We start from the raw sequence: 21190 nt of genomic DNA, 5'->3' as shown, positions 1-21190 counted from the left end.
AGACGGGAGGGAAACGAATGGCGCTGGAGATCAAGATCCTGGACTACGGCGATATCGAGCTGGAATCGAGCTTCCTGGTGCTCGGCCGCGACTGCGGCCGCACCCGCCGCGTCCTCACGCTCGGCTTTTTGATCCTCGGCGGCAAATATCCTGTCGTGGTCGACACCGGCTATCGCTCCAACCAGATCATGGAGACGCTGGGCATGCGCGGGCTCCAGTATCATGAGAACATGATCGAGAACCAGCTCGCGCGCCACGGCGTTCGCATGGGCGACGTTCGCTTCGTCTGCCACACGCATTTGCATATCGACCATGCCGGCAAGGACGACCTGTTTCCGATGAACACGACCGTCGTGCTCAACCGCAAGGAGCTCGAATATTCCGTCTCCGGCCTGATGCATCCGCAATATCCCGCGCCAGACATCAAGCACCTGATCGACCGGCTGCATACCAAGAGCGCACTGCGCTTCCTGGACCTCGAGATCACCGGGCCGATCGAGCTGATGCCCGGCGTCTATTGCGACGCCGCCAACGCGCACACCGAGGGCTCGATGAACATCATCGTCGAGACCGCCGACGGCATCGCCACCATCTGCGGCGACGTGATCTACGACTTCAACGACCAGATCGTCACGCCCTTCCATGAGATCCACGATTGGGAGCCGCGTACCACCGGCAACCATGGCACCACCAAGCGCGCGGAAAAGGCGGCGATCAAAAAGCTGCTGAGCAGCTCGCGTTACCTGCTCCCGGTCCACGACCGTCCCGCCAAGATCGAAGGCGGCAATGTCGTGGGGCGTCTGCACGATCAAGTCCCTGGCCCGATCGTGCAGTCGCTGCCCGAGCGCAACTGGTTCCCGGCTTGACGTTGTCGAGGATCGACCGATGACGCATGTGACGTTGCGAAGCGAGTTCGAAACCCTGATCGACCCCTATGCGCCGGTCGCACAGATCGGCACCGGCTTCGACTTCACGGAAGGGCCGATCTGGCATCCGGTCGATCATTATCTGCTGTTCTCGGACATGCCGGCCGACGTGCGGCGGCGCTGGGATGCGCGGCGCGGGGTCGTCGAGGTCAAACGCCCGTCGAACAAATGCAACGGCATGACCTATGACGCCGAGCTCAATTTGATCGTCTGCGAGCACGCGACCTCGTCGCTGATCCGCGAACGCCCGGACGGACGGCGCGAGGTGCTGGCCTCGCATTTCGGCGGCCAGGAGCTCAACAGCCCGAACGACGTCTGCGTGCACTCATCCGGCGCGATCTATTTCTCCGATCCATGGTATGGCCGCATGCCGGTCTATGGCGTCGAACGGCCGCGCCAGCTCGGCTTCCAGGGCGTCTACCGCGTCGTGCCGGGCGGCGAGCCGAAGCTCGTGGTCGAGCGCAATCTGTTCGACCAGCCGAACGGGTTGTGCTTCTCGCCGGACGAGAGGCTGCTCTATGTCAACGACACCGTGCAAGCCCTGATCCGCGTGTTCGACGTCAACAGCGATGGTTCGCTGTCCAATGCGCGCGTGTTTGCGAGCGGCATCAAGTCCGAGCTCGAGCTCGGTCTGCCCGACGGCATGAAGTGCGATCAGCACGGCAATGTCTGGGTCACCGCGCCCGGCGGCGTCTGGGTCTATTCGCCGCGCGGCGAACTGCTCGGCAAGGTCCGCGTGCCGGAGCTGGTCGCCAACCTCGCCTGGGGCGGGCCGGATTTCCGCACGCTCTATCTCACCTCGACGCACTCGGTGTATGCGATCCCGACCCGGGTCGGCCCGCGGCATGAGCCCTATATGAGCGGCAGGCGCGCTGGCGGCGGAACAAGCCCGGGCTCATCGCCAGCCGCACCTATTCTGACCGAGGGCGAGATGCGCCTCGATCCGCAACGCTGCGCCATGATCATTCAGGATCTCCAGAACGACGTCATCATGGACGGCGGGGCTTTCGCCGAGTCGGGCGCGCCGGGTCACGCCAAGCAGCAGCATGTCGTGGAGAATGTGCGGCGCCTGGCGGAAGCCGCCCGCGCCCGCGGCGTCACCATCATCCATGTCTGGTTCGTGGTCGAGCCCGGCGCGCCCGGCGTCACGCTGAACGCTCCGTTGTTCGAGGGCCTGGTCGACAGCAAGGCGATGGTGCGCGGGAGCTGGGGTGCGGCCCCGGTTTCAGGCCTCGAGCCCCGGCCCGGCGATTTCGTGGTCGAGAAGATGCGGATGAGCGCCTGGGAAGGCACGCGGCTGGAGACGATCCTGAAAGCGACCGGTCGCGACATGATCATCAATACCGGCGCCTGGACCAACATGTCGATCGAGCACACGGCGCGGACCGGCGCCGACAAGGGCTATTTCATGATCGTGCCCGAGGATTGCTGCTCGACCATGAATGCCGACTGGCACAATGCCTCGATCAACTTCGCCATGCAGAACGTCGCGGTCGTGACCAGGGCCGATACCGTGATCAGAGCGCTGGGATGAGCTGTGGCAAAGCTCCTGCACTTGTCCTGCTCGCCGCGCGCCGAGGCCGAATCGACAGCCGGCGCGCGGCTCTTTCTCGATGGCTTCCGCCAGGCCCGGCCGGATTGGGACATCGATGTCGTGGACATCTGGCGTGAACGGATGCCGGAATTCACAGGTCCGATCGTCGAGGCCAAATACGCGCGCATGAAGGCTCAGGTCTTCACCGATGCGCAGCGCGACAGCTTTGCCGAGGCCGAGCGAATGGCGTTGCGCTTCTCGCTCGCCGATCGCGTGCTGATCTCGACCCCGATGTGGAACTTCGGCCTTCCCTACAAGCTCAAGCAGTGGTTCGACATCATTGTCCAGCCCGGCCTCACCTTTCGGTTTGATCCGTCGCAGGGCTATCTACCGCTGCTCAAGGACCGGCCGACGCTGGTGATCATCGCCAGCGGCAGCGATTTTGCCACCGGCATGAACCGCGGCCGCATCGACATGGCAACGCCCTACTTACGGGAGATCCTGCGCTTCATCGGGATCAGCAATGTCCGCTTCGTGCTGATCGGTCCAACCACGGGACCGCAAGCGCCGATCGATGCTGCCCGCGAACGGGCCCATCAAAGGCTCGCTGCAATGGCCGCGACGTTCTGAAGCGCTTTGGCGGCGTGTCGAGCCGGATCAGATCAGGCTCGACTTGCCCCGGCTCAGCACCTGGCCTGCGCCTTTGGCGCCGACGATCCGGCCCTCGCTGCAGACCACCTCTCCCCTCGCGATCGTCGTCACCGGCCATCCCGTGACCTCGAAACCTTCCCAGGGCGTGTAATCCGCGCCGTGATGCAGATCGGCCTGCCGGATCGGCTTCTTCAACTTGGGATCCCAGAGAACGATGTCGGCATCGAAGCCGACGCCGATCGAGCCCTTCCGGGGATAGAGACCGTAGATGCGGGCGTGGTTGGTCGCGGTCAGCTCGACGAACTTCTGCAGGGTGATGCGGCCCTTCGAGACGCCTTCGGAGAACAGGATCGGCAGCCGCGTCTCGACGCCGGGGATGCCGTTCGGCACCCAGCGGAACGAGGTACGGGCGTTCGGCGTCAGCTTGCCCTTGGGATCATCGTAGCGGAACGGGCAGTGATCGGACGAGAAGGTCTGGAACACGCCCGACGTAATGCCCTCCCAGATCGCCTCCTGGCTCTCGACATCGCGCGGCGGCGGCGAGCAGACGTATTTCGCGCCCGTAATGTCCATGTTGAGGCCCTTCATGTCGTCGGCCGTCAGCGTGATGTATTGCGGGCAGGTCTCGGCATGAACGGGCAGACCGCGCTGCTGCGCCCAGCGCACCTGCTCCATCGCCTCGCGTCCGGAGACGTGCACGATCATGATGGGAACGCCGATCACCTCGGCATGGCTGATGGCCCGGTGCGTCGCCTCGCGCTCGACCGCCTGCGGCCGCGAGGTGCCGTGATAATACGGCGCGATATGACCTTCGCGCTCCAGCTTGCTGGTCAGGAAACGGATGGCGTCGTAGCCCTCGCAATGGACCATGACCAGCGCCTCCTCGCGGCGCGCGACCTCGAACACTTCGAGCAGCTGCTTGTCGCTGAGCACGAGGTCGTCATAGGTCATGAACACCTTGAACGAGGTGTAGCCGTCCTTGACCAGCGCCGGCAGCTCCTGCCCGAGCACCACGGCAGTCGGATCGGAGATGATGAGATGGAAGGCCGTATCGATGTAGCACTCACCTTCGGCGAGCTTGCGATAGTTCTCGACACAGCTGCGCAGCGAGGTGCCTTTCTCCTGCAGCGCAAAGGGCAGCACCATGGTGTTGCCGCCGGCTGCGGCTGCGCGCGTCGCCGAGGCAAAATCGTCGGCCATCACCACGTCGGGGCCCGAGGGCTGGGAAATATGGACGTGGCTGTCGATGCCGCCCGGCAGCGCCAATAGGCCCGACGCATCGACCTCGCGCGCTGCGCCCGCGATGCTATCGGCGATGCTGACGATGCGGCCGTCGCGAATTCCGATATCAGCGCGAAACTCGTCGCTGGCCGTCACGATGGTGCCGCCGCGGATGGCGAGGTCGAGCTGCGTCACTGATGTCTCCGTCACCTGATATTTGGCATTGTCTGGAAGATCCGTCCCCATTGCGCAAGGGCCGTCACATCGCCGCCGGCGAGGCAGAGGGTCCGCCACAGCGTCACCGCGACCGAATCGAGCACGGCGATATCCAGCTCCCGCTCCAGCGTGGCCGCAAGCGCCGCACCATCGAGATTGGTGCAGAGGATGACGATCGCGTCAGTCCCCTCCGCCGCCACGGCGCGGATCATATCCGTGATCGTCGACGGCGCGACTTCGCCAAAGGAAAAGTTGTCGCGCAAGCCGAGATGCCGCTCGGCATGCGGGGCGATCCCCTCCTCAGCCCAGACGTCGGCAATGCGCCGCTGCACGTCGTCGGTATAGGGCGAGACCAGGCCGACGCGCCTGGCGCCGAGCGCGCAGGCGGCATCGATGCAGGCCAGGGTCGATGTCGTCGCCGGCACATTTGTGCGGGCCGTGATCGCCTCGCACAGGCTGCGGTCGCGGCCGATGCCGAGCCAGCTTGCGGACGTTCCGTTCCAGGCGATCGCGTCGACCTTGGCATCGGCCAGCAAATCCGCGGCCGGAAGCATCACGGATGCGTCGAACTGGCTCAGCGCGGCGGCATCGAGTGCGATCTCGGTGACGCGGAAGCGAGAGAAATGCGCGGTGACGCCGGAGACACCGGCCAGCATGGCGCTGGTGACGGGCTCGAGCACCGAGTTGGAGGACGGCGTGATCATCCCAAGGCGTTTGCGCATGGCTGACATCGATCACGATTGCTCCGTTGCTCCAAGGTCACCGGCTCCCTCGAAACGATCATCGGCATCCCCGGCGCGACGCGCAACCCGCAATTTGCATACTGCATACAGTTTGTTCGATATGCATTTGTTTTAAGCCACATACGTCACCTATTTGGGCATCGCGTTCGGCTTGGTATGGCTAGGATGAGTTGCAAGCAGGAAGCCTCGCGTGCAGCAAAAATCCGAAACGAACCCGGCGCGAAAGTCGCCCAAGCTCAAGCGGATGGGCCTGCATGAGCGCGCCGCCGCGCGGATGCGGACGATGATCATTCGCGGCGAGCTGCCGCCGGGCTCGCAGACTCAGGAGACCAAGCTGTCGAAGGAGCTCGGCGTGTCGCGCACGCCCTTGCGCGAGGCGATGAAGGTGCTGGCGGCGGAGGGCTTGATCGAGCTGCGTCCGAACCGCAGCCCGCGCATTGCCGATATCGCGGTCGACGGCATCTCGGAATTGTTCGAGGCGCTCGCCGGCATCGAGCGGCTCGCCGCCGAGCTCGCCGCGGAACGCGCCACCGAGCGCGATCTCGTCCGCCTACGCACGCTGCAGACCCGGATGGAGGGTCATCACCGCAGCGGCAAGCTCGACGATTATTTCGCCCTCAACGGCGAGATCCACAACACCATCGTCCGTATGGCCCGCAACACGCCGCTCCGCGAGGCGCACGAGACGCTGATCTCGCGCGCCGAACGTGCGCGTTTTCTCGCGCTCGGCGCCGACAGGCGCTGGAGCAATTCGGTCGACGAGCACGCCGACATCCTGGCTGCGCTCGAAGCGCGCGACGGCGAAGCGGCCGGCCGGCTGCTCGGCGCGCACGTCGCGCGGACCGGCACGGCGCTGCTGGAAGTCCTCGCCGCCTCTCAGGCCAAGCGGCCGGCGGCGTGATCATGAAGCTGCTCCTGCTCAACCCAAATACCAGCACCGAGGTCACGCAGCTGATGCTGGGCGTCGGGCGGCGCGCCGCCTCAAAAGGCACCGAGCTGATCCCCTGCACCGCGACCCGCGGCGTGCCCTATATCGCCACGCGCACCGAAGCGCAGATCGGCGGCGCCATCGCGCTGGAGATGCTTGCCGAGCAGCACAAAAAGGTCGACGCCGCGATCATCGCGGCCTTCGGCGATCCCGGCCTGTTCGCGGCGCGCGAGACCTTCGACATTCCCGTTGTCGGCATGGCGGAAGCCGCGATGCTGACCGCGTGCATGGCCGGACGCCGCTTTGCCATCGTCACCTTCGCGCAGGCGCTGGGGCCCTGGTACGAGGAATGCGTCCGCGCCCACGGGCTGTGGGAGCGCTGCGCCGGCATCCGCATGCTGGATACGCCGTTTCAGGCGATCTCCGAGGTCGGCACCGAGAAGGAAGACATGCTGGTCGAGCTCGCCCGGCGCGCCATCGTCGAGGACGAGGCCGATGTGCTGATCTTTGCCGGCGCCCCGCTCTCGGGCCTTGCCGAGCGCGTCGCCGACCGGATCCCCGTCCCCGTGGTCGATCAGGTCATAGCTTCAGTAAAGCAAGCCGAGGCGCTGCATGCGCTGCGTTTGCGCAAGGCCGTGGCCGGCACCTTCCGCCGCCCCGCCGCCAAGCCGACCATCGGCCTTGCCGATGCGCTCGCCGCCCGGCTCGAGCATCGCGACAGCTGATCAGAGAGGCGGCCGGCGATGCGAAAAACCCAGTTCGTTCTCGAGCACGCGGCCGAAGGCAAACAAGCGGGATTCGCATCCCGGCGGTGCGACGATCTGCATGCCGAAGGGCAGCACATTCTCCCCGCGCGGCACCGGCACGGTCAGCACCGGGAAGCCGACCAGCGACACGATGAAGGTCACGGCGAGATAGTCGATCGACGTCTCCAGCGCGGCCCCATCGATGGCCGTGACGTCGGCGATTTCATTCGGCCAGGGCAAGATGGACGCGGCCGGCGCGACCAGGAAGTCGGCGCGATTGAACAGCTGGCGAAAGCTGCGGTAGATCGCGGTGCGGCGCCGCTCGGCGTCGAGGTAGTCCTGCACGGACAGGTTTGCACCGGCTTCGATATTCCAGATCACGGTCGGCGTGAGCTCCGCACGCCGCGTTCTCAGCAACTCGCCGTAAGCGTTGGCGATGTGCGCGGCGCGCAAGGTGCGGAAGGCTTCGATCGCCCCGCCGCAATCCGGCGAGGACGGCACGACATCGGCGACACGCGCGAGCGCCTCGCACGCCGCCGCGAAGCGGGCACGAGCCTCGCGCGCAACGGGCGCCACACCGAAATCGGGCGTGACCGCAATCCGGGCACGGTCGGGGACTGGTCGATCATCATCGGTACTGCCGAGCGAGAGCGGATCATGCGGATCGCTTCCGGCGCAGACCGACAACGCGAGTTCGAGATCATCGACACCGCGGGCGAGGAAGCCGTGGGTCGCCAGCATGTCCCAGCCGAGCGGCCGGCGCGGCAATGCAATGCGGCCGGGTGTCGGCCGGATCGAGGCGACACCACAGAAGCTGGCGGGCGTGCGCACCGAGCCGCCGAAATCGGTGCCGTGCGCCAGCGGCACCATGCCGGATGCGACCGCGACGGCAGAGCCGCCGGACGATCCGCCGGAGGTCAGCGCCGGATCGAAGGGGTTGCGTGTCGGCCCGCACAATCTGTTGGTGCAGACCGCGCCGAAGCCGAACTCCGGCGTGTTGGTTTTGCCCAGAATGATCGCGCCGGCGCGCCGAAGCCGCGCCACCAGGAGATCATCCTCGGCCGGGACGTGATCGCGGAACAGCAGGGATCCGTAAGTCGTCGCAAGTCCCGCAGTGTCGGTGAGGTCCTTGACCGCAATGGGCACGCCGTGCAGCGGGCCGATCGGCGCAGAGGCGGCATCGCAGATCTGCGCTGCACGGCGGGCACCATCCGCATCCACCGTCACGAATGCCGCCAATCGGCTGTCGAGGCTCGCCATCCGCGCCAGATGCGCTTCGACGGCCTGGCGGGAGGACACTTCGCGCCTTGCAATGGCGCGCGCGAGCTCTGTCGCCGTGAGCATATCGATCGATCCGATGTCATGGGGTCACCATGCCAAAACGCTCCGCGAAAAGCGACAGTCGCGGGCACGAGACTTGCTTTCTCCTCTGGGGCAACGGGAGGCAACACCATGGTTGAAGCGCCAAGCAGCCGATCGCTTGTCGTCGATGCGGTCACCCACCGGTATCCGAGTGGCGCGCTTGCGGTCGAGAACATCAATCTCGACATCAGGGGCGGCGAGATCATTGCGCTGCTGGGTCCGTCCGGCTGCGGCAAGACAACGCTGCTGCGCATCATCGCCGGCTTCATCGCGCAGACGCAAGGGAGGATCATCATCGGCGACGACATCGTCGATGCGCTGCCGCCGAACAAACGCGCCGTCGGCATCGTGTTCCAGAACTACGCGTTGTTCCCGCACCTGTCGATCAGCGAGAACGTCGCCTACGGCCTCGCCGCCCGCGGCATCGACAAGGCCTCACGTCAGCGCGAGGCGCAGCGCCTGCTGGAGCTGGTGCAGCTGCCTGCTATGGCCGACCGGCTGCCGCGGCAGCTCTCCGGGGGCCAGCAGCAGCGCGTTGCGCTCGCCCGCGCGCTCGCGATCAAGCCGTCGATCCTGCTGCTCGACGAGCCCTTCGCCGCGCTCGACAAGAATTTGCGGCTGGACATGCAGATCGAGGTCAAGCGGCTGCAGCGCGTTTCCGGCATCACCACGCTGATCGTGACGCACGACCAGGAAGAAGCGCTGTCGATGGCCGATCGTGTCGCCGTGCTGAGCCATGGCAAGCTGGAGCAGTTCGGCTCGCCATCGGACGTCTATGACCGTCCGCAGACGCTGTTCGTCAACACCTTCGTTGGCTCCACCAACCGCATGCCCGGCATCGTGGTCTCAGCGGACCGCACGGCAGCGAAGGTGCGCCTCGATGCCGGCGCGGAGATCATCGCGCGTCCCGCGGGCGGTGCGCTCAGCGAGGGCGGCCGCGTCACCGTCTGCATCCGCCCCGAGCACCTGCAATTCGTCGGCGACGAGACCGGCTTTGCCGGCGTCGTTGGCATGTCGCTGCCGCTGGGCGCCACCGTCGTGCACGAGGTCACCACGGCCGATGGCTCCGGCGTCAAGGTTTCTCAGGCGCGCATCGGCGAGACGCGCGCCCTGGAGAGCGGCGCTGCGGTGCGCCTCGCACCGCTCGCCCCATCGCTCGCCAACGCCTTTCCCGCAACGCTTTAGATCCAGTCTTTGTCCAGAGGGGAGTTTGATATGATCATGAATCGCAGAAGCCTGCTGACCACGGCGCTCACGCTCGGGGCCATGAAGGCGTTTCCAGGCCTGAGCTACGCCCAGGCGCGTCCGCTGGTGTTTGCGACCTTCACCGGCAGCTGGGAGGAAGCGCACAAGGCCGTGCTGGTGCCGGCGTTCCGCAAAGCCAATGCGGACGCCGCGATGGTGCTCGATCCCATGCTCTCTGTCGACCAGATCGCCAAGGTCAACGCGGCGAAAGCAAATCCGCCGATCGACGTCATGCTGCACGACCCGGGTCCTGCCCTCGTCGCCGTCGGCCAGGATCTGGTCGAGCCTTATCCGGTCGAGAAGAGCGCCTACTACAAGGACCTGATCGCCGAGGCACAGGAACCGATGGGCCCCGCCCCGTTCTTCCAGGTCGTCGGCCTCACCTACAATCCGGAAGCGGTCAAGACGCCGCCAACGTCATGGGCCGATCTCTGGAAGCCGGAATTCAAGGGCCGCGTCGGCATCACCAACCTCAACTCGACACTCGGCACCGGCTGGCTGGTCGAGATCGCCAAGATGCGCGGCGGCTCGGAGGCCAACGTCGACCCGGGCTTCAAGGCACTGGAGGAGCTCAAGCCCAATCTCGCCGCGGTCGCCGCCAATCCCGGCGCGCTCGCGACCCTGTTCCAGCAGGGCCAGATCGACATCTCGCCCGGCAATTTCAACGCCATCCAGATCCTGAAAGCGCGTGGCGTGCCGGTCGAGTTCGTGGCGCCGAAGGAAGGCGCCATCGCCTTCAAGACCACGATTCACATCGTCAAGAACTCACCGAACCGCGAGCTCGCCTTCAAGCTGATCGAGGCGGCCCTGACGCCGGAGGTGCAGACCACGCTGATGAACCCGCCCTACCTGATCGTGCCGACCAACTCCAAGGTGACGATGGGCGGCGAGATCGCGCGCGTGCTGGCCAAGGACACCGCCGAGCTGAAGAAGAAGTTCGTGTTCCAGGACTGGAAGAAGATCAACGAGCAGCGCTCGGCCTGGATCGAACGCTTCAACCGCGAGATCAAGATCTAAAACCTCGAGATTCAAGCCATGGGCGCAGCGCCGGCAGCACGGGACGTGACGTCCTACGGAATGGGATTGGCAGCGCCGCTGGCGCTGTTCTTCCTGGTCTTCTTCGTCGCGCCGCTGCTGCAATTGTTCTGGCTCTCGCTGCACAACGACACGGCCGGGCTCCATTGGGGGCTCGGCCAGTACCTGCACTTCCTCACCGATCCGTTCAGCCTCGGCGTGCTCGGCTCGACGCTGCTGCTGGGCGCCGAGGTGACGGCCGTCTGCCTCGTGCTCGGCTTTCCCATCGCCTGGCTTTATCAGCGGGTCGGGCCAAAACTTCAGACGGTCATCATCCTGATCGTGCTGCTGCCGCTTCTGACCAGCGTCGTGGTCCGCACCTTCGCCTGGATCGTCATCCTCGGGCGCCAGGGCATTATCAACGCGACGCTGCAATCGCTGGGCCTGATCGATACCCCGCTCAAACTGCTCTACACCCAGTTCGGCGTGGTAATCGCGCTGGCACAGGTGCAGATGCCCTTGATGACGCTGCCGCTGATCACCGCGCTCGGCCGCATCGATCCCAATCTCGACGATGCCTCCTGCTCGCTTGGCGCCGGAAGCTGGCGCACTTTCTTCCGGATCTTGCTGCCGCTGTCGCTGCCCGGAATCATCGCCGGCTGCACGCTGACCTATGCCGCCGCGATCACCGCCTTCATCACCCAGTCGCTGATCGGCGGCGGGCAGATGCTGTTCATGCCGATGTATCTCTACCAGCAGGCCTCGACGCTGCAGAACTGGCCGTTTGCGGCGGCGATCTCGATCATCTTCCTGCTCGCCGTGCTCGCGGTCGTCTCGGTCTTCACCACGCTCGGCCGCATGTCGCGCGGCTATGGAGGCGCATGATGAGCGGCCGCAAGCGCACGCTCGAGGCGATCAGCTTCGAGCTCGTCATGACCGTGATCGCGGTGATCGCGCTTCTCATCATCATTTCCCCCTCGCTCGTGGTGCTGATCGTCTCCTTTACCAGCGGCTTCTCGCTGCGCTTCCCGCCACCGGGCTATTCGCTGCGCTGGTACGTTGAGCTGTGGAATGCCTGGCAGCTGCACTTCGCCGCCAAGAACAGCCTGATCGTGGCGCTATGGGCGACCGGCCTGTCCGTTACCCTTGGCGTCGCCGCGGCGCTGGCGATCTCCAGGTCGCGGACGCTGTCGGCGCGGCTGCTCGATTCGCTCTTCATGTCGCCGCTGGTGCTTCCCGCGCTCGCCTTCGGCCTCGCCGCCCTGATGCTGTTCTCGCTGGTCGGCCTGCCCGTGTCGCCGCTGACGCTGGTGATCGGCCACACCGTGGTCTGCGTGCCCTATGTCGTGCGCAACACGGTCGCAGCGCTGGCCCAGCTCGAGCCGACCCTGCTCGAAAGCTCGGCCGTGCTCGGCGCCAGCCGCCTCTACACGTTCCGCCGCATCGTGCTGCCGCTGATCCGGCCGGGCATCATCGCGGGCGCCTTCATCGCCTTCATGTCGTCCTTCGACAACGTGCCGGTCTCGCTGTTCCTGCGCGATGCCGCCACCGACATGCTGCCGATCCGGATGTGGCAGGATCTCGAAGGCAAGCTGGATGTCACCATCGCAGCCCTCTCGGGCGTGCTGATCATCGCCACCGTCGCGCTGGTCGCGGTGATGGAGCGCGTCACCGGCCTGTCGCGGCGGCTGACCAACTGATCAGGCGCCGCGGAACAGCGAATAGCCCCAGCGCGTGAATTTCAGCGGCAGATGAAAATGCTCATCAACGTTCTTGATGCGAAAGCGGAACGGCGTCACGGTGAGGAAACCGTCGCGCTCGCCAAAGAACTCGCCGAGATGAAACAGCACCTCGTACGCGCCTTCCGTCACACCGGCACCTTGCGCGACGGCATGATCGAGCACGCCGTTGGCGCCGAGCCGCCCGTCGGCGATGCGCTGGGACTCCGGATCGATCCGCCAGATCTCGACGCGCAGCCCCTGCGCCGGACGCCCGCTCGCGACATCGACCGCGTGAATGGAAATACCGCCTGCCACAATGTTCCTCCCATGAGCACGCCGCCATGGTAGACGGAAACACGGCCGCTCGGCCAGCACCCGCACTGCTGCCGGCCCTGGGCGCGATGACCGCGCTTCAGGCCCTGGTCGCGCTGGCCTTGTTCGCGCCCGGCGTGGTCGCCCCGCGAGCCCATATCGAGGTCTGGCAGCTCTCGATGTTCTCCGCCGCCGTGTTCGCGGTCGGCATCCCCGCCTCGTTCTGGGGCGGCGGCTTCATCGCGCGCCTTGGCTCGCTGCGGATCGCGAGCCTGTGCGCGGCGGCCATCGTCGTCGGCATGGCGCTGGCTTCGCTCGGGACGAGCGCCGCCCTGCTGGCTGCGGGCCTGTGCATCGGCCTCGCTATGGGACCCGAGACGCCGGCGAGCGCGGCGCTGCTGGCGCGGCTCGTCACTGCCGAGCGGCGCGCCTTCGTGTTCTCGGTGCGCCAGACCGGCAACCAGATCGGCGCCGTTTGCGGCTCGCTGGCCCTGCCCGCGATCGCCATCGCGTTCGGACCGGTCTGGTGCTATGCGGCCGTTGCTGCCTTGGCGCTACTGGCGATCGCGCTGTTCGAACGGTTGCGGCCGGCCTATGCCGGCAAGGTCGCCCCGCCGCCAAAGCTCGATCTCCGCGCGCGACTGGCGCTGGTGATCGCGGACCGGCGGATCGCGATGCTGGCGCTGGCCTCGATGCCGTTCAGCGCGATGCAGGTGTCGCTCAACACGGTCTTCGTCACGCTCGGCACACGCGAGCTCGGCCTCAGCCATATCGAATCCGGCATGGCGCTCGCCTGCGCGCAAGCCGGCGGCCTGATCGGCCGTCTCGGCTGGGGCTATGTCGCCATGCGGCTCGATGCCTCGCGCGCCGTCCTCGTCGTCATCGGCCTCGGCATGGCCCTCTGCGCCGCGCTGCTCGGCCTGAATGGCGCTTCGCTCGGCCGCAGCGGACAATTCATCATTGCCGCATTGTTCGGCCTGACGGCGTCGGGCTGGAACGGCGTCTTTGTCGCCGAGATCGCCCGCCTCGCCCCGCAGGACCGGATCGGCGAGACCACCGGCGCGGTGCTGACCGCGTCCTATGCCGGTCTCCTTGCCGCGCCCGCGCTGGTGTCGATCCTGGACGGCGTGGCCAGCCTCGGCATGGCCTTCTTCGCCCTGGCGTGCCTTGCCCTTGGCGGTACATTGGCGTTGATCTGGGGAGGCCATGACAACGCGGACAAATAACGCGCGCGAGATCGCTGCCGCCGTCAGCGCCGGGCGGACCAATGCCGTCGAGACTGCGAAAGCAGCGCTCGGCCGCATCGAGGTCGCCAAGGCCTTGAACGCGGTCGTCACGATCGATCCTGCGCGCACGCTGTCGGATGCTGCGGCGGTCGATGATCGCCTGCGTATGGGCGAGATCATGCCGCTCGCCGGCGTTCCCGTGATCGTCAAGGACAACATCTGGGTCGGCGGCTGGCGCGTGACGCAGGGCTCGCGCCTATTCTGCGATTTCATCGCGCCGCGCGATGCCATCGCGGTCGAGCGGCTGCGCAAGGCCGGTGTCGTTGTCGTCGGTATCGGCGCGACCTCCGAGTTCGCCTGCAAGGGCGTGACGACCTCGCAACTATACGGGCCGACGCGACATCCGCTCGATCCCGCGCTGACGCCCGGCGGCTCATCCGGCGGCCCGGCCGCAGCGGTTGCGGCCGGCCTGGTGCCGCTGGCGATCGGCACCGATGCGGGCGGCTCCAGCCGCAGGCCGCCGGCCCATGTCGCCGTCGCCGGCTTCAAGCCGTCCTACGGCGCGATCCCCTATGGGCCAGGTTTCGCCGAGCCCTTCTTCGGCCTCTCCGTCATCGCGCCGATCGCATCGGACGCGGCCGATATCGCGCTGGCGTTTGAAGCCATGGCCGGCGCCGACCCGCGCGATCCGGAGTCTGCCGTCGTGGTGCAGCAGGCCAAAAACATCGGCAGTCAGCGCATCGCGTTCTCGCCGCGCCTTGGTCTCGACGTCGCGATCGACGACGTCGTCGCGAATGGCCTCGCCGCCGCCGTCGAACGGCTTTCCGCAGCAGGTTTGCACATTACACAACGCGATCCCGCCTGGCCGGCAGGCGCCACGGAGGATGCGATCATGCCGCTGCAGCATGCGGGGCTCGCGGCACTCCACGGCGAACGCTTTCGCAAGGATCCGACTGTCTTCGATCCTGACATCGCCAAGCAGATCGAGCGAGGTCTGTCCTGGTCGGGTGCGGACGTTGCAGCGGCGCTGCTCGCCAGCACCGCGATCGCCAATGCCTTCGCAGCCTTCTTCACGGACGTCGACCTGCTGCTGACGCCGACCGTCCCCTGCGTCGCCTGGCCGCTGACGCAGCTCGGCCCTGATATGATCGGCGGAAAACCCGCAAGCCCGCGGGCCCACGCGGTGTTCACGCCCTTCGTCAATCACGCCCGCCTGCCGGCGATCTCGATTCCGTGCGGAACGGATCGGCGCGGGCTTCCCTTCGGCCTTCAGATCATCGCGGCGCGCGGGCAAGACCGCTCGCTCCTCGCAGCAGCGCAAGAGATCGAAGCGATCTTGCGCAGTGCCTGACGCAAACGGAGACTCCCATGGTTGAGAACGCTCATTCGACAATTCGACCGCTCGACCCCCGCGACCGGTGGTCCGAGCTGTCTCGGGCGGAACGCAGTGCCGCCTATGACAACAACGCGGCGGTCAAGAACAGCCCCGCCCTGATCGCCGAGCGCAACGAAGCCTCAAGCCGGCTGCGGGGCACGCTCAGGTCCCATCTCGACCTGCCCTACGGCGAGCGGGCGAATAACAAGATCGACCTCTACCCGGCCGCGAAGCCTGATGCGCCCTGCCTGGTGTTCCTGCATGGCGGCTACTGGCAGCGCAATTCGCGCGAGCTGTTCGCCATGCTGGTCGAAGGCGTCGCCGCGCATGGCTGGTCGGTTGCGATCCCCGGCTATTCGCTGGCGCCCGAGGTGTCCCTCAGCGACATCGTCGCCGAGATCCCGCGCGCGCTCGACTGGCTCGCGGCGCACGGCGCGTCCTATGGAATTGCCGGACCGGTCGTGCTGTCGGGCTGGTCCGCCGGCGCCCATCTCGCTGCCATGGCGCTGGATCATCCGCGTGTCCATGCGGGGCTCGCGCTCTCGGGCGTCTACGATCTCGCGCCGATCCGCGATACGGGGCTGAACGAGGCGCTGAAGCTGACGGACGCGGAGATCGCCACGCTGTCGCCGTTGCGCCTGCCCGTCACCCGGAAGCGTCTCGACATCGCCTATGGCAGCAGCGAGCTGCCGGCGCTCGTCTGCGATTCCATCAATCTCTTCGACAAGCGCGTGGCGGCGGGAGCGCCGGGCAAGCTCATCTCGGTCGAAGGCGCCGACCATTTCACCATTCTCGAGGCTCTGCGCCGGCCGGACGGAGTCCTGGTGGAGGCCGCGCGGCGGCTGCTGGACGAAAAGTGCGAAAAACAACCCCATGCACAGTAGCGATGTCGTTGTTTGCAAAGGCGAATTGTTTGAGGGTCGATCGACACCGCCTTTGCCGCTTTGACTCGTCGGGCAAAACAGGGGCATGATGTCATCATCGCCCCGGCTGCCGCTCCTGCATCTCAATCCAGATTCGCTCGCCCGTGATCCGCACCGGATAAAGCCGCAGCGGCCGGCTCGGCCATCCCGCGGTGATTGCGCCATCGCGCAAATCGAACGACGCCGCATGGCGGGGACAATTGAGGCGCCCGGCCGTCACCTGCCCCAAGGCCAGATCCGCCTGCTCGTGCGGGCATGCACGTTCGCAGGCGACGACGTCGCCCTCGTTCCAGATCACGAGCAGGTCGCGCCCGGCGACGCGGACGATCGTCTCCGCCTTCAACCGGTCGAGATCGCAGACGGCAATCCACCCGGCCTCGTCACCCACCGAGATAGGCCTTGCGCACATGCTCGTTCGCGATCAGCTCGCTGCCGGCGCCCGATAGCACGATGCGGCCGTTCTCGAGCAGATAGGCGTGGTCGCACATCTCGAGCGCAGCGAAGGCGTTCTGCTCGACCAGCAGCACCGTGGTGCCGGCATCGCGAATGCCGCGGATGATCGCAAAGGTGCGCTCGACGATATTGGGGGCGAGCCCGAGCGACGGCTCGTCGAACATGATCAGGCGCGGCCGCGACATCAGCGCGCGGCCGATCGCAAGCATCTGCTGCTCGCCGCCCGACAGCGTGCCCGCCGCCTGCCGGCGCCGCTCGGCGAGCCGCGGGAATTCCGAGTAGATACGGTCGCGGTCGGCCGCGATCTCGCCCGAACGACGCCGGAGGTAAGCGCCCATATCGAGATTTTCCTCGACGCTCATATGCGGAAACACGCGCCGCCCTTCCGGGCAATGCGCGATGCCGCTCGCCAGCACGCGCGGCGGCTTCGCGCCGGTGATGTCGATGCCCTCGAACTTCATCTGGCCCGAGCGCGGCGCCACCAGGCCGGAGATCGCGCGCAGCGTCGTGCTCTTGCCGGCGCCGTTGGCTCCGATCAGGGCGACCAGCTGGCCGGCCTTCACGTCGAGCGAGATGCCGCGCAGCGCGGTGACGCCACCGTAGCCGCAGACCATGTCGCGTATCTCAAGCACGTCCTGCTCCATGTCCAAGATAGGCTTCGATGACAACAGGATTGTTGCGGATCACATCGGGCGTCCCTTCGGCGATGATGCGGCCATAGTTGAGCACCACGATACGGTCCGAGACGGTCATCACCATCGGCATGTCGTGCTCGACCAGCAAAATCGTGATGCCGCGGTCGCGGATGCTGCGGATCAGCTCGACGAAACGGTGCGTCTCCGAGGCGTTCATGCCGGAGACGGGCTCGTCGAGCAGCAGCATCGACGGCTCCGCCGCCAGCGCCAGCGCGACACCGACCAAGCGCTGCTCGCCGTAGGAGAGCGAGCCCGCCGCATCGTGGGCGCGGCGTTCGAGCCCGACCCATTCGAGCAGCTCGCTCGCGCGCTGCCGCAGCTTGCGCTCCGAGGCGCGGGCGCCTGGCAGGCCGAGGATGGCGTCGAGCAGCCGGACCCGGCCCTGCCGGTGCAGGCCGATCAGGAGGTTGTCATAGACGGTGTCGTTCGGGAATACGCTGGTGCGCTGGAAGGTGCGGATCAGGCCGAGATCGGCGATCTCGTGCGGCTTCAATCCGGCGAGCGCAGTGTTGCGATAGGTGACGCGGCCGGCGCTCGGCGTCAGGAAGCCGGTCATGACGTTGAAGGCGGTGGTCTTGCCGGCGCCGTTCGGCCCGATCAGGCTGACGATCTCGCCCTCGCCAACCTCAAAGCTCATGTCGGAGATCGCGACCAGCCCGCCGAAGCGGACGGCGACCTGATCGATGGTCATGGCGATGCTGCGCGCGGTCATCACGCCGGCTCCTTGGCGCCGGTTTCAGTGAGCGTCACCGGTGCCAGCGCCGTCGTCCCGCTCCGTCGCCGGGTCAACCGCTGCGCCAGCGACGGCACGATGCCGCGCGGCAACACGAACAGGATGGCGATCAGCACACCGCCATAGGCGATCCACTGCGCTTCCGGCGCCATCACAGGCCGCAGCGCAACCGGCAAAAGACCGAAGATCAGGCCGCCGACGACGGGACCCGCCAGCGAGCCCTTGCCGCCGCTGATGACCATGATCACCATGGTGACGGTGTTGATGAAGGCGAAGACTTCAGGGTCGATGATCCGGATGTAGTGCGCATAGAGGCTCCCGGCCGCGCCGGCGATCGCGGCGGAGATCACCGCAGCAATCGTCAGCGTCCTGGTCACGTCGATGCCGACCGAGACGGCGAGCGTTTCGTTCTCCATCAGGCCACGCATGGAGCGGCCGAAATGGGAATGAACGAGGCGCGCGATCAGGAGATAGGCGATGAGCGCAACGACCAGGACGAGATAATAGTTGTGGAATTTCGTGCGCAGTGTCAGCTCGCCAAAGCCGGGCAAGGGCAACGCGACGGACGGGATATTGGTCAGCGCCAATGGACCCTGCGTCAGCTCGACCCAGTTCAGCGCGACCAGCCGGACCACCTCGGCAAAGGAGATCGTCACAATGACGAAATAGGCGCCGCGGACGCGGAACGACAACAGACCGACGAAATAGCCGCACAATCCTGCAATCAGGATCGCCAGCACGAAGCCTATGATCGGCGGCCAGGGCGTGTGAACCAGCCGAAAGCCGCCGGGCAGGCCGATGTCGAAACCAAGCGACGTCAGCGCGCTGACATAGGCGCCGATGCCGAAGAAGGCGATATGGCCGAGGCTGAGCTGGCCGGTGAAGCCGAGCAGCAGATTGAGACTCATCGCGCCGATGACGAAGATCCCGGTCGTGATCAGCGCGTTGAGCAGATAGGGATCGCGCAGCCAGAGCGGCACCGAGGCCAGCGCCGCGACGGCGAGAATGGTGACGATCGTCTTCATCCGACGCGCTCCGCGCGCGCGAACAGGCCGGTCGGCCGGAAGATCAGCACCGCGATGATGATGAGAAAGCCCATGGCATCGCGGTAGCCTGACGAGACGTAGCCGGCGCCGAGCTCCTCGGCCAGCGCCAGGATGAAGCCGCCGATCACCGCGCCCGTGATGTTGCCGAGGCCGCCGAGGATGACGATGGCGAAAGCCTTGACCGCGGCGAGATCGCCCATCTGCGGGAAGATCACGTAGACCGGCCCGAGCAGCGCGCCCGCGGCGGCGGCGAGGCTAGAGCCGATTGCAAAGGTCGAGGTGTAGATCATATCGACGTTCACGCCCATGAGGGACGCCGTGTCGTGATCCTGGAAGGTCGCCCGCATCGCGCGGCCGAGGCTGGTCTTGTTGATGAGCAGATACGTCACCAGGATCAACATGGCCGCCGCGGCGAGCACGAACAGGCGCAGCCAGGAGACGGAGACCGGCCCCAGCACCAGCGGCGCCTCCGGGAATGGCGTCGCCACCGCTTTCGCGACTCCGCCCCAGATCCACAGCGTGCCCGACTGCATCGCGATCCAGGCGCCGATCATCACCAGCATGGTGGTGTCGATGTCGGAGCCGCGCAGCGGACGCAGCAAGGTCAATTCGATGGCCGCACCCAGCAGCCATCCGGCCAGCACGGCCACCGGTAGCGCGAGAAAGAAGTTCAGCCCGATCTGCTGCACCACGATGAACATGATGTAGGCGCCGAACGTGTAGAGCACGCCATGCGTGAAGTTCACGACGTTCATGATGCCGAAGATCAAGGTCAGCCCGATACCCAGCAGCGCATAGGTGCCGCCGAGCACGAGCATGTTGATCAAATGCTGGAGGAATTCGCTCAAGATTGTTCCCGATTAGTCCGTATTCGGCGAGAGCGGTGACGTACCGCCCTCGCCTGCGAACAAGCGCGTCAGAGCGTCTTCATCTCGATCTTGCCGTCGGCGATCTCGATGAGATAGACATTCGGCTGGCTCTGACCGCTTTCCTTGCCCTCGGGGCCCGACTTGCGGAACACGATGTCGCCGTTCAGCCCCTTGATGTTGATGTTCCAGAGCGCCGCCTTGATCGCGGCAGGCTCAGCCTTGCCGGCCTTCTCGATCGCGGCGGCGACGGTGCGGATGCCGTCATAGCCACGGAAACTCTCGGTGCAGCCGGCGAAGTCGAAGCCGCGCTTCTTCCATTCCGCGATGAAATAGTTGGTGGCTTCCGGGTTCGGCGTCTTGTCCGGGAACCAGGGCAGGAAGGTGGTCAGATGCATGGTGCCGTTGGCGGCCGCTCCCGCCTGGGCGATGATCTGGTCCGGGTTCTGCGAGCCGCCGGTGGTGATGATGCGCTTCTTCAGGCCGAGCGCAGCGGCCTGCTTGAAGATCAGCGTGAGCTGGTCGACGGCGGTGGTGACGATGACGGTCTCAGAGTCCGAGCTCTTGATCTTGGAGAGCTGCGCGCTCATGTCCTGCGCGCCCTGGTCCATGGTCTCGACCAGGCCGATGCCGATGCCCTTCTCCTTCATCATCTTGCTGAAATCCTCGGCGGTGCCGCGGCCCCAGTCGTTGTTGATGACGAGAAAGTCGACCTTCTTGAGCGCGAGCTTGTCGACGATGTTCTTGAACGCGGCCGCCTCGATCGCGGAGGGCGGCGAGATGCGGAAGATGAAGGGATTGCCCGTCGTCGTGATCTTGCCGGAGGACGAGGTCTCCACCACCATCGGCGTCTCGTATTCCATCAGCTTCGGCATCACCGCGAGCGTCAGGCTCGAGCCCCAGGCGCCCATCAGGACCGGCACCTTGTCGCTTGTGATGAGCTTCTCGGCGACGGCGGCGGCCTCCGTCGGGTTGCTCTTGTTGTCCTCGATGACGAGCTCGATCTTCTTGCCGAGGATGCCGCCCTTGGCGTTGATCTCGTCGGCGGCGATCTTGGCACCGTTAACGACGTAAGTGCCTGAGGCCGCGAACGCGCCGGTGAGCGGCTCGTTGACGCCGATCTTGATGGTCTGCGCCCCCGCGGCGCCGCCGAACAAGGCCGTCGCCAACGCGATTGCCGGAACCAGTCCGAGTGTTCGTGTCATGTTTGTCTCTCCAAATCCCACGCTGTTGATGTCAGGGCAGTCCAGGCTT

The 21190-nt window shown here is 66.1% G+C and carries 22 protein-coding genes; 12 read left to right on the top strand and 10 right to left on the bottom strand.

All coding sequences use genetic code 11. From position 1 onward, the window contains the following. Positions 1-17: 17 nt before the first annotated feature. From I6F12_RS06180 to I6F12_RS06170, 3 genes are read left to right on the top strand one after another with little or no spacing between them, the layout of a single operon-like run. A complete protein-coding gene (locus I6F12_RS06180) occupies positions 18-866 on the top strand; it encodes an MBL fold metallo-hydrolase (protein WP_036023756.1) in 849 nt (282 codons plus the stop codon). 19 nt (positions 867-885) lie between these two features. Then, complete coding sequence (locus tag I6F12_RS06175; RefSeq protein WP_225155770.1) at positions 886-2460, top strand: isochorismatase family protein; 1575 nt, start codon at positions 886-888, stop codon at positions 2458-2460. Between the two features lie 3 nt (positions 2461-2463). Next, on the top strand, positions 2464-3090 hold the full coding sequence (locus I6F12_RS06170) for an NAD(P)H-dependent oxidoreductase (RefSeq protein ID WP_109144212.1): 627 nt from the start codon (positions 2464-2466) through the stop codon (positions 3088-3090). Positions 3091-3117: 27 nt separating this feature from the next. Here the strand turns inward: I6F12_RS06170 and hydA are convergent, their stop codons facing one another. Both hydA and I6F12_RS06160 read right to left on the bottom strand, forming a co-directional pair. Next, positions 3118-4578, bottom strand: coding sequence for a dihydropyrimidinase (gene hydA / locus I6F12_RS06165; protein ID WP_225155769.1), 1461 nt, complete (start codon positions 4576-4578; stop codon positions 3118-3120). Continuing rightward, a complete protein-coding gene (locus I6F12_RS06160; protein ID WP_225155768.1) occupies positions 4539-5279 on the bottom strand; it encodes an aspartate/glutamate racemase family protein in 741 nt (246 codons plus the stop codon). The genes hydA and I6F12_RS06160 overlap by 40 nt, the downstream gene beginning before the upstream one ends. Before the next feature lie 202 nt (positions 5280-5481). Here I6F12_RS06160 and I6F12_RS06155 point away from each other — a divergent pair, with 202 nt between their 5' ends. Continuing rightward, complete coding sequence (locus I6F12_RS06155) at positions 5482-6192, top strand: GntR family transcriptional regulator (protein ID WP_225145852.1); 711 nt, start codon at positions 5482-5484, stop codon at positions 6190-6192. Between the two features lie 2 nt (positions 6193-6194). After that, entirely contained in the window at positions 6195-6944 is a 750-nt protein-coding gene (locus I6F12_RS06150) for an aspartate/glutamate racemase family protein (protein ID WP_225125961.1), read from the top strand. Here I6F12_RS06150 and I6F12_RS06145 read toward each other — a convergent pair whose 3' ends face one another. Beyond that, entirely contained in the window at positions 6945-8309 is a 1365-nt protein-coding gene (locus I6F12_RS06145) for an amidase family protein (RefSeq protein ID WP_225155767.1), read from the bottom strand. A 108-nt stretch (positions 8310-8417) separates the two neighbouring features. Here I6F12_RS06145 and I6F12_RS06140 point away from each other — a divergent pair, with 108 nt between their 5' ends. Genes I6F12_RS06140 through I6F12_RS06125 form a run of 4 tightly spaced genes read left to right on the top strand, consistent with a single transcriptional unit; the run spans position 8418 to position 12286 of the window. Further along, positions 8418-9512, top strand: a complete 1095-nt coding sequence (locus tag I6F12_RS06140) for an ABC transporter ATP-binding protein (RefSeq protein WP_225155766.1) — start codon at positions 8418-8420, stop codon at positions 9510-9512. A 30-nt stretch (positions 9513-9542) separates the two neighbouring features. Further along, entirely contained in the window at positions 9543-10589 is a 1047-nt protein-coding gene (locus tag I6F12_RS06135; RefSeq protein WP_036004961.1) for an ABC transporter substrate-binding protein, read from the top strand. An 18-nt stretch (positions 10590-10607) separates the two neighbouring features. Continuing rightward, positions 10608-11471, top strand: coding sequence for an ABC transporter permease (locus I6F12_RS06130; protein WP_036023719.1), 864 nt, complete (start codon positions 10608-10610; stop codon positions 11469-11471). After that, positions 11471-12286 (top strand): ABC transporter permease, encoded by an 816-nt coding sequence (locus I6F12_RS06125; protein WP_225156129.1) that lies wholly within the window; start codon positions 11471-11473, stop codon positions 12284-12286. The genes I6F12_RS06130 and I6F12_RS06125 overlap by 1 nt, the downstream gene beginning before the upstream one ends. On the opposite strand, the gene I6F12_RS06120 is transcribed toward I6F12_RS06125, so the two are convergent. Continuing rightward, complete coding sequence (locus I6F12_RS06120; RefSeq protein WP_036004970.1) at positions 12287-12622, bottom strand: hydroxyisourate hydrolase; 336 nt, start codon at positions 12620-12622, stop codon at positions 12287-12289. It abuts the gene before it with no gap. A gap of 26 nt (positions 12623-12648) precedes the next feature. Between I6F12_RS06120 and I6F12_RS06115 the strand changes: the two genes are divergently transcribed. From I6F12_RS06115 to I6F12_RS06105, 3 genes are read left to right on the top strand one after another with little or no spacing between them, the layout of a single operon-like run. Then, the gene (locus I6F12_RS06115; RefSeq protein WP_225155765.1) at positions 12649-13845 is read left to right on the top strand and encodes an MFS transporter; all 1197 of its coding nucleotides are present in this window, start codon (positions 12649-12651) and stop codon (positions 13843-13845) included. Beyond that, complete coding sequence (locus I6F12_RS06110; RefSeq protein WP_225155764.1) at positions 13826-15196, top strand: amidase; 1371 nt, start codon at positions 13826-13828, stop codon at positions 15194-15196. The genes I6F12_RS06115 and I6F12_RS06110 overlap by 20 nt, the downstream gene beginning before the upstream one ends. A gap of 17 nt (positions 15197-15213) precedes the next feature. Then, positions 15214-16104: an alpha/beta hydrolase gene (locus I6F12_RS06105; protein WP_225155763.1), complete on the top strand. Its 891-nt coding sequence runs from the start codon at positions 15214-15216 to the stop codon at positions 16102-16104. A gap of 94 nt (positions 16105-16198) precedes the next feature. Here I6F12_RS06105 and I6F12_RS06100 read toward each other — a convergent pair whose 3' ends face one another. From I6F12_RS06100 to I6F12_RS06075, 6 genes are all read right to left on the bottom strand, one after another. Next, entirely contained in the window at positions 16199-16552 is a 354-nt protein-coding gene (locus tag I6F12_RS06100; protein WP_225155762.1) for a Rieske (2Fe-2S) protein, read from the bottom strand. Then, positions 16524-17228, bottom strand: coding sequence for an ABC transporter ATP-binding protein (locus I6F12_RS06095; RefSeq protein ID WP_036005223.1), 705 nt, complete (start codon positions 17226-17228; stop codon positions 16524-16526). The genes I6F12_RS06100 and I6F12_RS06095 overlap by 29 nt, the downstream gene beginning before the upstream one ends. Continuing rightward, complete coding sequence (locus tag I6F12_RS06090; RefSeq protein WP_225114759.1) at positions 17221-18003, bottom strand: ABC transporter ATP-binding protein; 783 nt, start codon at positions 18001-18003, stop codon at positions 17221-17223. The genes I6F12_RS06095 and I6F12_RS06090 overlap by 8 nt, the downstream gene beginning before the upstream one ends. Then, on the bottom strand, positions 18003-19049 hold the full coding sequence (locus I6F12_RS06085) for a branched-chain amino acid ABC transporter permease (protein ID WP_225155761.1): 1047 nt from the start codon (positions 19047-19049) through the stop codon (positions 18003-18005). Before I6F12_RS06085 ends, I6F12_RS06090 begins: the two co-directional genes overlap by 1 nt. Then, complete coding sequence (locus I6F12_RS06080) at positions 19046-19918, bottom strand: branched-chain amino acid ABC transporter permease (protein ID WP_036004995.1); 873 nt, start codon at positions 19916-19918, stop codon at positions 19046-19048. The genes I6F12_RS06085 and I6F12_RS06080 overlap by 4 nt, the downstream gene beginning before the upstream one ends. A 68-nt stretch (positions 19919-19986) precedes the next feature. Next, complete coding sequence (locus I6F12_RS06075) at positions 19987-21141, bottom strand: ABC transporter substrate-binding protein (RefSeq protein WP_036004998.1); 1155 nt, start codon at positions 21139-21141, stop codon at positions 19987-19989. Between the last annotated feature and the right edge of the window lie 49 nt (positions 21142-21190).

This window comes from Bradyrhizobium sp. IC4059 (assembly GCF_020193615.1).
In the GTDB taxonomy this organism is placed as follows: Bacteria; Pseudomonadota; Alphaproteobacteria; order Rhizobiales; family Xanthobacteraceae; genus Bradyrhizobium; species Bradyrhizobium yuanmingense.
The sequence above is the reverse complement of the archived record's forward strand: the minus strand, read 5'-3'. Positions and strand labels throughout refer to the sequence as shown.

What these genes read in the sequence shown, in the direction of transcription:
- I6F12_RS06180 (WP_036023756.1), top strand. Translation starts at nt 18, where the DNA reads ATGGCGCTGGAGATCAAGATCCTGGACTACGGCGATATCGAGCTGGAA.
- I6F12_RS06175 (WP_225155770.1), top strand. Translation starts at nt 886, where the DNA reads ATGACGCATGTGACGTTGCGAAGCGAGTTCGAAACCCTGATCGACCCC.
- hydA (WP_225155769.1), bottom strand. Translation starts at nt 4,578, where the DNA reads ATGGGGACGGATCTTCCAGACAATGCCAAATATCAGGTGACGGAGACA.
- I6F12_RS06160 (WP_225155768.1), bottom strand. Translation starts at nt 5,279, where the DNA reads ATGTCAGCCATGCGCAAACGCCTTGGGATGATCACGCCGTCCTCCAAC.
- I6F12_RS06150 (WP_225125961.1), top strand. Translation starts at nt 6,195, where the DNA reads ATGAAGCTGCTCCTGCTCAACCCAAATACCAGCACCGAGGTCACGCAG.
- I6F12_RS06145 (WP_225155767.1), bottom strand. Translation starts at nt 8,309, where the DNA reads ATGCTCACGGCGACAGAGCTCGCGCGCGCCATTGCAAGGCGCGAAGTG.
- I6F12_RS06140 (WP_225155766.1), top strand. Translation starts at nt 8,418, where the DNA reads ATGGTTGAAGCGCCAAGCAGCCGATCGCTTGTCGTCGATGCGGTCACC.
- I6F12_RS06135 (WP_036004961.1), top strand. Translation starts at nt 9,543, where the DNA reads ATGATCATGAATCGCAGAAGCCTGCTGACCACGGCGCTCACGCTCGGG.
- I6F12_RS06130 (WP_036023719.1), top strand. Translation starts at nt 10,608, where the DNA reads ATGGGCGCAGCGCCGGCAGCACGGGACGTGACGTCCTACGGAATGGGA.
- I6F12_RS06125 (WP_225156129.1), top strand. Translation starts at nt 11,471, where the DNA reads ATGAGCGGCCGCAAGCGCACGCTCGAGGCGATCAGCTTCGAGCTCGTC.
- I6F12_RS06115 (WP_225155765.1), top strand. Translation starts at nt 12,649, where the DNA reads ATGGTAGACGGAAACACGGCCGCTCGGCCAGCACCCGCACTGCTGCCG.
- I6F12_RS06110 (WP_225155764.1), top strand. Translation starts at nt 13,826, where the DNA reads ATGACAACGCGGACAAATAACGCGCGCGAGATCGCTGCCGCCGTCAGC.
- I6F12_RS06105 (WP_225155763.1), top strand. Translation starts at nt 15,214, where the DNA reads ATGGTTGAGAACGCTCATTCGACAATTCGACCGCTCGACCCCCGCGAC.
- I6F12_RS06100 (WP_225155762.1), bottom strand. Translation starts at nt 16,552, where the DNA reads ATGTGCGCAAGGCCTATCTCGGTGGGTGACGAGGCCGGGTGGATTGCC.
- I6F12_RS06090 (WP_225114759.1), bottom strand. Translation starts at nt 18,003, where the DNA reads ATGACCGCGCGCAGCATCGCCATGACCATCGATCAGGTCGCCGTCCGC.
- I6F12_RS06085 (WP_225155761.1), bottom strand. Translation starts at nt 19,049, where the DNA reads ATGAAGACGATCGTCACCATTCTCGCCGTCGCGGCGCTGGCCTCGGTG.
- I6F12_RS06075 (WP_036004998.1), bottom strand. Translation starts at nt 21,141, where the DNA reads ATGACACGAACACTCGGACTGGTTCCGGCAATCGCGTTGGCGACGGCC.